The sequence below is a fragment of the Ruminococcus difficilis genome (genome assembly GCF_016680995.1).
On record NZ_JAEQMG010000112.1, the window covers coordinates 1 to 11,002 of the forward strand.

Below are 11,002 nucleotides of genomic sequence, written 5' to 3' on the forward strand. Positions count from 1 at the left end.
CGGTTAAGACTCCGGCCTCTCACGCTGGCAACGCGGGTTCGATTCCCGCACGAGTCACCAAATTGTTTGAAACACGTTATCAATTGATGACGTTTCGATAATGATTCTGCTTTCGGAATCGAACCCGAGAGGGTTTGAGCGTTAAGAAAACAGTCCGGTGGACTGTTTTTAGCTCAAAGCGGTGAGCATCTGTGATGCGAGCCATCAAGAGCGAAGCGCTTGGTCGATTCCCGCACGAGTCACCACTGAAAATACATCTGAAAAGGTGTAAACATATTCCTCCATAGCTCAGTCGGTAGAGCGAGTAGATAGAAAAATACCCGATTCTATTGCTTGGCTAATGATAGGAAAATAGTTGGGATTTATGCAAACTCAACAAAAAACTTCGGAGAAATCCGAGAAAAATTGTATATTCCTCCATAGCTCAGTCGGTAGAGCGCATGACTGTTAATCATGATGTCACTGGTTCGAGCCCAGTTGGGGGAGCCACAAAAGCTCATTGCTTTTAGTTGGTGTCGATGACGCAGAGGGTCCACCCGTTCCCATACCGAACACGGAAGTTAAGCTCTGTGGTGCCGAAGATAGTGCTCTGGCGACGGGGTGTGAAAATAGGGAGATGCCAACACCAAGCAGTGAGCTTTTTCTTTATGAATAATTGGTTAGGGCTGATTTTGTAGAAATATAAAGTCAGCTCTTTTTTTGTACCTATATTTAGGCGTTTCATCATTTGATGGGACGTCTTTTTTTGTTGCAAATCGAAAGGAGGAAAACTAATGGCAGTTTTCAGAGTTGAAAAGATAAAAGATTACACGATTATGAGCAATCACCATTTGCGCAACGTCGATCTGTCTTTGAAAGCAAAGGGACTGATGTCGCTTATGCTTTCCTTGCCGGAGGATTGGGACTATACGCTGAAAGGTCTGGCTTGTATTTGCAGGGACGGCGTGGACTCCATTTCGAGGACGATCAAGGAGCTGGAGGATCACGGTTATCTTACGCGTCGGAGGTTTCGCTATCCGAACGGTCGTCTCGGAGATATTGAGTACACCATTCACGAACAGCCGGAAAGCAAATCGGTTGAGCCGGAATTACCTAAACCGGAATCACCTAAACGGGAAAATCCCGTTCAGGTAAACTCAACTCAGGAAACACCAACACTGGTTGCGCCAACGTTGGAGAAACCCGCACAATTAAATACTAAACAATCAAAAACTAAAAAATCAAATACGAAAGAAATCAAAGATAAGATTGATAAGATAGGCGCGCGCGCGTATCGTGAGCTAATCGAGCGCAATATTGAGTACGATATACTTGTCGATCGCTATGGCGCTGAACGTTTAGACGCTGTTGTTGAGCTTATGCTTGAAGCGGTTGTATCTCAATCTCCGTATTGTATGATCGCAGGAGGGGATCTGCCGCGGGAGGTTGTCAGAGCGCGGTTGCTCAATATCAACTCCGCGCATATCGAGTATGTTTTCGACTGCCTTGACGAAAACACAAGCAAGGTCGGAAATATCAAGGCGTATGTGCTGACAACGCTGTTCAACGCGCCGGCTACGATGGACGAATACTACCGTGCTGAGGTCAATCACGATTATCCCACGCACGGGCGCCGCAAGGCGCCTTAATTTATTTCAAAATTCGATGAAGGAAGGTGATGACTACCCGTTTTACAAAGAAGCAGATTCAACAGGCGCGGCAAGCTGACCTGTTTTCTTATCTGCAAGCAAACGAGCCAGTCGTTTTGAAGAAGGACGGTCGTAATTACCGTCACCGCGAGCACGACAGCTTGGTCTATGTGACGGCAAAAAACTTCTGGTACTGGAACAGCCGAGGAAAAAGCATTACCGCTCTGGACTACCTGATGGAGATACGGGGTTACAGTTTTGCCGAAGCGGTTTCCCGTCTGATCGGAGACGCGCCGGCAAGAGCTTCACCGCAAGCCGCATATTCCCAAAACGACAGCAAGCCAAAGCAACAGCGTCCGGCAAAGCTGTATCTCCCGTGGCCGAAGAAATGCGCGACCGGATATTTCAAATATCTGCGAAAACGCGGGATCAGCGCGAGGGTGATTCAACGGTGCCGTGAGTTGGGTTTGCTTTACGAGGGCAAATATAAGCCGAAGAAGGACGAGAAGATCGTTCCCGTCTGTGTGTTCGTCGGTAAGGACGAAGCGGGCAAAATAAAATTTGCCTGTATGAGAGGGATTTACGAGCAGGTCAAGAAAGACGTTTACGGCAGCGACAAGGCGTTCAGCTTTTGCTTACCGCCGGAAAAACCGCGCAGTAGTCAGGTAGCTGTCTTTGAAGCGCCGATCGACGCGCTTTCTCACGCGACCTTGCAGGAGCTCGACGGCTGGAAGTGGAATGGCTACCGCCTTTCGCTCGGCGGCACCTCGCATGTCGCGCTGTTCGCTTTTTTGGAGCGTCACCCCGAAATCCGGCGCGTCGATCTCTATCTGGACAACGACTGTGCGGGTTTGAAGAACGCCCGAAAGATTCAGGCTATGCTGCGGGACAATCCCGGTTTCAAGGATATCCGCGTTGGGGTTCACCCTCCGCGAGAGGGCAAAGATTACAACGAAATGCTGCAAATCCGATTACAGCAAGTAAGTAAAAATAACCGACGCCGCCGTGAAAAACAGGCGGCTTTTTCAATGTAGACAGGAGGCAAAATGAAAAACAAAACAAACGCGGTACAGGTTATCGCGAGAGCAACCAAATGTCCCGACTTTGAGCCGGACGAAATCTTTTCCTTAATGCGCAGGCTGAATATGAACGAAAAAGGTCTCGCGATCCTGATGAACGTCACGCCCGCGACGGTGCGGCTCTGGACGTCCGGCGCGGTCAAGCCCTGCGGCACGGCAAAGCGCATCATGCAGATTTACAGCGCGTGTCCTGAGGTTATCAGCAAGATTTCCGTAGAGACGGAGGAATCAAATGCCGAAACAGATACATGAGGATTTCGGCGAGAAGATAGGCGGCGCGAAAAAAGATTTGTGGAGCGTCCGAGGTTTATACACCGACGACCTCGACGAGATGAACGAGCGCGAGGCTGAGAAGTACGTCAAAAAGGATAATATCTGGAAAAAGCCCGACTATCAGGCTATGCTTGACGACGGCGTGCCGATCGGCGTGGTTTATTACATCAAAAAGGTGCGCGACGCGGTACCTGCAACGCCGCGATACTACCGGGTCTATGATTCCGAGGATAAATACTATCAGCAAAAACAGTATATCACAACTGTCCGTCAGCTTCAAGAGGTCATGGAGAAGGTTCGCAATGTAGAGGACGCGAAAGCCGCCTTTGCCGACTTCTATGTAGAAAACGGTTATCTGCGTTCTGTTCAGGATTGGAACGGGCGGACTGCCTATGAGCGGACGCGCGATTATACGCACAATCCGGCGTTGACGGAAAATCTGCGGTACACAATCAGGATCACTTCAAGCGCTCAGTTTGAGCACGATTTTGCCCGCGGCGCAAAGGACGCGCAATTTCTGGTACCGAAGGAGCAAAAGATACCGCGCGGCTACAATATCAGGCAATATGACGGCAACGGCTATTCACGCAACGGCGACTGGAAACCCGACACCTACTATGTCACACACGGCCACTATATTTTGGAGACCAACTTTGAAACGCGCGACGAGGCGCTGCGCTGGGTGCAGGAGTACGCGAAAAGCCGTACCAAGAGCGGCAAACAGCGTTTTGTCCCGCCGCAGTTGGAGCATATCAACCGGACGGGACCTGATTTCAGAAACGGTCAGGAGATCACCGGACAGCACTACCTTGACACCTTCGGATTTCGCGGCGGCGAATTTGGCAACTGGCTGAATCAAAATGACCGTCAAGCCTCACTCAATATGGGCTTTGAAGCGTTAAAGGATTTGGCGGCGGCGCTGCATATCTCCGATAAGGATATTGCTTTCGGCGGAACACTGGCGATCGCCTTCGGAGCGCGCGGCAGCGGTAACGCGGCGGCGCATTATGAACCGCTGCGCAAGGTTATCAATCTCACCAAAATGAACGGCGCGGGCTCTCTCGCCCATGAGTGGTGGCACGCGCTGGACGATTACCTCGGCGGTATCAAAAACGCGGGCTGTTTGCTTTCCGAGCGTTCGTGGAAGTATGAGCCGATGAAAAAGCTGGTCGAGGCTATCAAGTCAAAGCCCGAAACCTTGGAGCAGGCAAAGGCGCGCGCCGCGCAGAACAAAGAGCGGCAGAGAAACAGCGCCGCTTCTTGGGCTGATTCCATAATGAAGTCCTGCGTTGACCGTGCGAACGATCCGGAAATAGCTGAACAATATGCCGCCTTGAAAGCTGAGTTTTTAACCGGCGCTGAGGACAGTGTTGAAAAGTTGAGTGATTTGAGAAAGCAGCTCACGGGTCACGTCATTCCGAAAAGCGACCGTAAATCATTAGACGTTCAGGCGTACATTATGCGGAATCTTCAAGATGAAACGGAGCCGGTGATCGGGCGCGTACCGACCGAATACTACAAAAATTCACAGAGAATGGGCAATACCACCGAGAAGGACGGCGGCTATTGGGACAGCGAGGTTGAGATGACGGCGCGGGCGTTTGCTTGTTACGTCAAGGATAAGCTGGGTTATCAGTCGGATTATCTTGTCGGCCACGCCGAAAGCTGCGTCGGTCTGGAAACGGATAAAAACGTCGTCGTTGAAGTCATCAAGGCTTATCCGCAGGGCGAGGATCGCAAGGCGATCAACGCCGCCTTTGATAATCTGATCGCGGAGCTGAAAAAGGAGCTCGTTTTCACCCATACCGAGGAAACGCCGTCGTTGCCCGCTCCGGCGAAAAAGCCTGAGCAGCTTTCTATGTTCAGCGCGGATAAACCGTCCGTACTCGGAAAACTCGCGGCGGCAAAGGCAGCGCAGAAATCGCCTGTTACAAACAAAAAAAGTCAGGAACAAGCGTTATAGGCGGTGATTATATGGAAGAAAAGAGAAAATACGATATCGTTGAGGACGACGTATTTGAGCCCGGCAATCATGTAAAGCTGGAACATACATTGTTTCTGAACGATTACGACATTTCAGATTTATTGCAGAAAAGCCCTGAAGAAGTACGCGAGCTTTATTATCAGTGCGTGAACAAAGAAGAAAATATGTATGAGATTCTGCAAGCCGGAATGAGAGTATGGGCAAACGACGCACAGGAGACACGGCGCGTTGAATTAGCGCTGAATCAGCTTGAAATTGCTCCTGTTGAGCATGGTGAGTTTCAGCCTGACGCGCAAAAGCCCTCTGTGCTGGATAAAATCAGCGAGGCAAAAACACAGCAAAAGGCGGCGCCGGCTGCACCTTGCAAAAAGAAAAACGAGCCGGCGCTTTAGGAGGTACCAATGAGAAAAACAGGATATTACAGTGCGAATGATTGTGATTTTCTGGAAGAAGGCGAAAAGCTGAGGTTGGAGCATGATCTGCGCTTTCAGCCAAACGATAAAATACTCCTTCCTCTTGTAAACGCGTCCTATTTTGAGCTATACGAGCTGCGGGTGCTTGCAGTTTCCGGTGAGAAGAAGGTTTTTGAACAGCTCAAAGAGCTTGCCGAGGTTTGGGAGCAGAAAGCGGCTTTGACAATGCTGATCGACCGTGCGCTTTCGTATAAAAGAGTTCCGCAGGTGGAGCACACATCGAATCAATGGCAGCAATCCCATTACCGTGACACCGAGATCGTCAGCAACATGGTTTATAAAATGTCCGTCAGCTTGCACGAGGATAATCATTATGACAATGATACCGGTCAATTTGTTTCCGATGCGTGGATTGTCACTTGGGGCGTCAGTCTGAACACGCCGGACGAATATCGTACAAAGAAAATTGCGGGTCAGGACAGAAAGCGTTTTTCAGACAAAGACGCCGCCCTCAAATACATTGACGGCAGGAAAAAGGCTTATACGCATCTTTTCACTGAAATATCGCCGCCGATCCCCGAAAGATACGCGGATAGATTTTCAAAGAACGGCTTATTGCTGCCCGGTTATGTTGTAGAAGGTAAACCGCCTTTGACGACGGACGTAAAAGCAGTCGATTTCTTAAACGCGCTTTCCGACGGTGAATTTATGCCTGACACGAAAAAGCTCTCTGTCCTTGGCAAAATCAGCGACACAAAATCTCAGCAAAAGGCGGAACCGGCTGCGCCTTCCAAAAAGAAAAACGAGCCGGAAATTACTTAACGGAGGTTTATTTGAGAAACGAAAAATATTACGGTGTTTTAGATTACGGTGACGAACTGACGCCCGGCAGTGAATTGAAAATCGAGCATACCGTTGTACAGGACTATTATGACAATCAAATTGATTTGGTTCCTTTTATCGGCTTGGGCTCTGAGAGCATATCAAAAGCAAGAGATCAGAGCGTTGAAGCGGAGAAAGTGATTTTTTCCAAAATCAAGGATTCAATTTGTGAATGGGAACGGCAGGCGGCTATCACTAAGACGTATGACCGCGCTTTGGAATACTTGAATACTCACGCGGTCGCGCATACGTCGAATCAATGGATTCACGAGAACTACCATGACCGTGATATGATCAGCAATATGGTTTACGAAATGACCGTATCTGTGTGGGAAGAAACCAAATACGACAGAGCAAAACAAGAATCTGTGCCTGTCGCGTGGTATGTTACGTGGGATGTGGATATGCGATCGCCAAAGCACGGCTGCTGTGTTGAGATCGCGGGTCAAAGGCGAAAGCGTTACACCGATAAAGCGGCTGCGGAAAAATATATCGAGGGTCGCAAAAAAGCCTTTGCACAGTATTTCAAAGAAATCTCACCGCCGATACCGCAGAATTACGCTGAATATTTCAAGGTAAACGGCGTATTATTGCCCGGATATACGGTTGAAGGTCAAGCGCCTGTCCCTTCAAACAAAACCGCCGATGAGATCATCAATGAGATCAAAGGCGGCGATTGCTTGTCTAATGAAAAAAAGCCTTCCGTGCTGAAAAAGCTGACGGAGGGCAAAACCAATAGCTCTACTCCCGCGAAGGGAGCAAAACGGAAGGAGGAACAAAGTAAATGAATGTTTTAATGGTGGAGCCCGGCAAGGCGCCTTATGAAACCGAGATCAGCGACGGTCTTGAAGCAATGCAGGCCGCCGTCGGCGGAAATATTCAGGCGGTTTATCCCTATGAGGATTTGGTCGGACTTGTCTGCAATGAGGAAGGTAAGCTCGAAGGCTTGCCGCTTAACCGCGCTCTCAGAACCGAGGACGGCGAAATCTACGATATTATCGCCGGCAACTTCTTTATCTGCGGTCTCGGAGAGGAAAACTTTTGCAGTCTCTCGCCTGAACTTGCCGAGAAGTTCAAGGAGGAATTCAAGCACCCTGAAAAGTTTGTCAGGATCGCGGGTAAGATCCTCGCTGTCAAACAGCCTGTACCCGGCGACGGCGCGCCCGAAAAGCCTCAAAAGGGTCCTGAGCTGTAATGTGGATGTCGATTCAGGAGCCGTATTTGCTGATCGTGCGGCATGACGATTTCTTTCCCGATCCGCGCCGTGAAGATGAAAATTTTGGAACCATGATTTGTTTTCACCGGCGTTACAGTTTGGGCGACGAACACGGTTACAAAAACTCCGACGAGCTGATCAAGGATTTGTATATCAAGGCAGCCGGCGGCGGTGAGCAGGGAGAGCAAAAGTATGAGGATTTAATGGATAGGTTCGACGTATGGCCTGTGACCTTGCAGCAAATCCAAGCAAAAAATCAGGAGCTTATGTCAGAGATTGAAAAGGCGTATGTCGTGCTGCCTGTCTATCTTCTCGACCACAGCGGGTTATCCGTCAGCACTCACAGCTTTAACGATCCGTGGGACAGCGGACAGACGGGAATCATTTTTGCTTCTTTAGATAAGGTTCGTGAGGAATACGACGTTGAGACGGTCACGCCGGAGATAAGGAGCAAAGCGGAGGATTTGCTTCGCGGCGAGGTCGAGCAGTACGACGCGTACCTGAACGGCGAGTGCTACGGCTACGAGCTGTATAAAAGCGGCGAGGTCGTGGATAGCTGCTGGGGTTTTACCGGAGCTTTTGACAAGGCATGTGAGGATATTGTCGACTATCTCCCCGACGGGTGCAGGGGGATGATAAAGGATTTATCCGAGGTCAACGACGCGCCCTCTGTTATCCAAACGCTGATGAAGCACGCGCGGATTCAGGCAGCACAGGCGGAAAAAGACCACAACCGCGAGCCGCAGCAGAAATCACTTGAAGCGGTTTTGAGTTAAGGAAGGAGGAATAATTTGCAGGAAGAAATCGACCAAAGGACTGTATCGATCACCGTTCAGGCGGCAAAGCTGTCCGGGCGGGTGCTGAAAGCCGCGATTACGGCGGCGCTTCATAAAATGCAGCAGCAGCGCCATTCCGTCAAGGTCGGGCGCAACAGTCTGAAACGGTTGGCACAGGGCGACGGCGGTATGAATACGATCGAGGTGTCAGGGCGGTTGCGCTCGTTTGAGCGTTACGCGCGGAAATATCAGATTAGGTATCACATAGAAAAAGAGGTCGGCAGCAAGCCGCCTCGCTGGACGGTATATTTCAAGGCGAATCAGGCTGACGCGCTGACCGCAGCGTTTAAGGCGTTTACCAATAAAGACCTTGACCGCAGCAAGAGACCGTCGCTGGTGGCACAGCTTCGCAAATTCAAGGAGCTTGTCAAAACTCTTGGAAAAGATCGCGTCCGCAACAAGGAGCACGGAGGTCCCGAACTCTGAACAGAAACGAAGTTATCAGGAAATATATCATACCAAATTCTCCGTACCTGATTTTTGTCTGGCTGTTTTCTAAGCTCGGCGAGGCTATCCGGCTCGCGCCCGGTGCTGACACTTCCGTAAAGCTGTTGGGTTTGAATCAGGGCTTTTCGGCAGCGTTCAGTCACTTTCTGCCCTCCGCGTTTATAGATGTTCTGATTGGAATAATCGGCGCGGCGGTAGTAAGGCTGATTGTATATGTCAAAAGCAAAAACGCCAAGAAGTACCGTAAGAATGTCGAATACGGCAGCGCGCGCTGGGGCACCAAAAAGGATATTGCGCCGTACATGGACGCTGACAGGTGGAATAACATTATATTGACCGCGACCGAGGGTTTGATGATGTCCGGCAGACCGAAAAATCCGGCGTTCGCCCGAAACAAGAATGTGCTGGTTGTCGGCGGTTCCGGCTCGGGCAAGACTCGTTTTTTCATCAAGCCAAATTTAATGCAAATGCACAGCTCCTATGTTATCACCGACCCGAAAGGTACGGTTTTGGTGGAGTGCGGAAAGCTGCTGCAACGCGGCGCACCGAAACGCGATAAGAACGGAAAGGTTGTGCGGAATAAGCAGGGTAAGGTCATTTATGAGCCGTATAAGATAAGGGTTTTTAATACAATCAACTTTTCAAAATCCATGCATTTCAATCCGTTTGCCTACATTCACAGCGAAAAGGATATTTTGAAAATCGTCACTACGCTTATCGCCAATACCAAAGGCGAGGGCAAGGCAGGCGACGATTTTTGGGTCAAGGCGGAGACGCTGCTGTATACCGCCCTGATCGGTTACATCTATTATGAAGCGCCGGCTAATGAGCAGAATTTCGCGACGCTGGTAGAAATGCTGAACGCAATGGAGGTGCGCGAGGACGACGAGAATTTCAAAAATGCCGTTGACCTTTTATTTGACGCTTTGGAGCAGAAAGACCCCGATCACTTCGCGCTGCGGCAGTATAAGAAATACAAGCTCGCGGCAGGCAAGACGGCAAAATCTATTTTGATTTCCTGCGCGTCGCGTCTGGCTCCCTTTGACATTAAAGAGGTCAGGGAGATCACCATGTATGACGAGCTGGATTTAGATAAGCTCGGCGACGAGCGGACGGCGCTGTTTCTGATCATGTCCGACACCGACGGCACCTTTGCTTTTCTTATCAGCCTGATTTATTCCATTCTGTTCAACCGACTGTGCGAGCGTGCCGACGACGTTTACGGCGGTAGGCTGCCTGTTCATGTGCGCTGCCTGATCGACGAGGCGGCGAATATCGGTCAGATCCCGAATCTGGAAAGGCTGATGGCGACGATCCGATCAAGAGAGATTTCCGCTTGCCTTGTCTTGCAGGCGCAGTCTCAGTTAAAGGCTTTGTATAAGGATAACGCCGATACCATTATAGGGAATTGTGACAGCTCATTATTTCTCGGCGGCAAGGAGGAAACCACGCTGAAAAGCTGGAACTCCCTGTTGGGCAAGGAGACGATAGACCTTTATAACGAGAGCGTCACAAAGGGCAATCAGGAGAGCCACGGGCAGAATTTCCAAAAGCTGGGCAAGGATCTGATGTCAATGGACGAGATCGCCGTCATGGACGGCGGCAAGTGCCTGTTGCAGGTTCGCGGCGTGCGGCCGTTTCTCTCCAACAAGTTCGATATTACCAAACACCCATATTATAAGTATCTGTCGGATTACGATCCGAAGAACGCTTTTAATATAGAAGAATTTTTATCCACCCGCTTAAAGCCGAAAAAGGACGAGCGGTTTATCAACTACGAAATCAGCGCCGATGACTTGGCGCAGTATTCGGAATAAGGAGGCTGTTGTTTGAGGATAAGGGATTCTCCCTGAAAAACTACATCATTCATTTGTTACCGCCGTTCAAACAGTAACGGGCGGTATTTTTATTTCAAATACATTCTAACACACAATTTCACTCAATTACAAGTCAATTTACAGTCATTGACAAAACTAAATCTAAATCAAACAGGAGGAATTTAATGGGCTTTTTTTCAAACGCAATCAATACGCTTCAAATTCTTGTTATTGCGCTGGGTGCGGGTCTCGGCGCGTGGGGCGTCGTTAATCTTTTGGAAGGCTACGGCAACGACAATCCCGGCGCGAATGCTCATGTACGGTAAGGAAGCAAGCAACCGAAAACAAGAGATAGACCGCCAGCACTACACTATTCCGAACCAAAGACCAAAAGATAAGCATTGTGGGAAAATCTAAACTTTTGGAT

11 protein-coding genes, 1 tRNA gene, 1 rRNA gene and 1 pseudogene are annotated in these 11,002 nt (G+C 49.6%); all 14 read left to right on the plus strand.

Features of this window, described 5'->3' with window-relative positions:
• Positions 1 to 413 precede the first annotated feature (413 nt).
• Positions 414 to 489: transfer RNA gene (locus JKK62_RS10580), tRNA-Asn, on the plus strand.
• A 19-nt stretch (positions 490 to 508) separates the two neighbouring features.
• A 5S ribosomal RNA gene (gene rrf / locus JKK62_RS10585) occupies positions 509 to 625 on the plus strand.
• A gap of 148 nt (positions 626 to 773) precedes the next feature.
• On the plus strand, positions 774 to 1,628 hold the full coding sequence (locus tag JKK62_RS10590) for a DUF6017 domain-containing protein (protein ID WP_201427866.1): 855 nt from the start codon (positions 774 to 776) through the stop codon (positions 1,626 to 1,628).
• Between the two features lie 29 nt (positions 1,629 to 1,657).
• Positions 1,658 to 2,662, plus strand: coding sequence for a DUF3991 domain-containing protein (locus JKK62_RS10595; protein WP_201427867.1), 1,005 nt, complete (start codon positions 1,658 to 1,660; stop codon positions 2,660 to 2,662).
• A 12-nt stretch (positions 2,663 to 2,674) separates the two neighbouring features.
• Positions 2,675 to 2,959 carry a helix-turn-helix domain-containing protein gene (locus JKK62_RS10600; protein ID WP_092968099.1) on the plus strand — a complete coding sequence of 95 codons (285 nt, stop codon included), beginning with the start codon at positions 2,675 to 2,677 and terminating at the stop codon, positions 2,957 to 2,959.
• Positions 2,940 to 4,943: an LPD1 domain-containing protein gene (locus JKK62_RS10605; RefSeq protein ID WP_201427868.1), complete on the plus strand. Its 2,004-nt coding sequence runs from the start codon at positions 2,940 to 2,942 to the stop codon at positions 4,941 to 4,943. Before JKK62_RS10600 ends, JKK62_RS10605 begins: the two co-directional genes overlap by 20 nt.
• An 11-nt stretch (positions 4,944 to 4,954) precedes the next feature.
• A complete protein-coding gene (locus JKK62_RS10610) occupies positions 4,955 to 5,356 on the plus strand; it encodes a hypothetical protein (protein WP_201427869.1) in 402 nt (133 codons plus the stop codon).
• A 9-nt stretch (positions 5,357 to 5,365) separates the two neighbouring features.
• Entirely contained in the window at positions 5,366 to 6,199 is an 834-nt protein-coding gene (locus JKK62_RS10615; RefSeq protein WP_201427870.1) for a hypothetical protein, read from the plus strand.
• A gap of 11 nt (positions 6,200 to 6,210) precedes the next feature.
• Positions 6,211 to 7,047, plus strand: coding sequence for a hypothetical protein (locus JKK62_RS10620; protein WP_201427871.1), 837 nt, complete (start codon positions 6,211 to 6,213; stop codon positions 7,045 to 7,047).
• Positions 7,044 to 7,454, plus strand: a complete 411-nt coding sequence (locus tag JKK62_RS10625; RefSeq protein WP_201427872.1) for a DUF3846 domain-containing protein — start codon at positions 7,044 to 7,046, stop codon at positions 7,452 to 7,454. The genes JKK62_RS10620 and JKK62_RS10625 overlap by 4 nt, the downstream gene beginning before the upstream one ends.
• A gap of 5 nt (positions 7,455 to 7,459) precedes the next feature.
• Complete coding sequence (locus JKK62_RS10630; RefSeq protein WP_201427873.1) at positions 7,460 to 8,251, plus strand: hypothetical protein; 792 nt, start codon at positions 7,460 to 7,462, stop codon at positions 8,249 to 8,251.
• A 15-nt stretch (positions 8,252 to 8,266) separates the two neighbouring features.
• Entirely contained in the window at positions 8,267 to 8,737 is a 471-nt protein-coding gene (locus tag JKK62_RS10635) for a PcfB family protein (RefSeq protein ID WP_201427874.1), read from the plus strand.
• Complete coding sequence (locus tag JKK62_RS10640) at positions 8,734 to 10,575, plus strand: VirD4-like conjugal transfer protein, CD1115 family (RefSeq protein ID WP_201427876.1); 1,842 nt, start codon at positions 8,734 to 8,736, stop codon at positions 10,573 to 10,575. Before JKK62_RS10635 ends, JKK62_RS10640 begins: the two co-directional genes overlap by 4 nt.
• A 185-nt stretch (positions 10,576 to 10,760) precedes the next feature.
• Positions 10,761 to 10,889 (plus strand): annotated as a pseudogene (locus JKK62_RS10645) (Maff2 family mobile element protein); the annotation flags it as partial.
• Positions 10,890 to 11,002 lie beyond the last annotated feature (113 nt).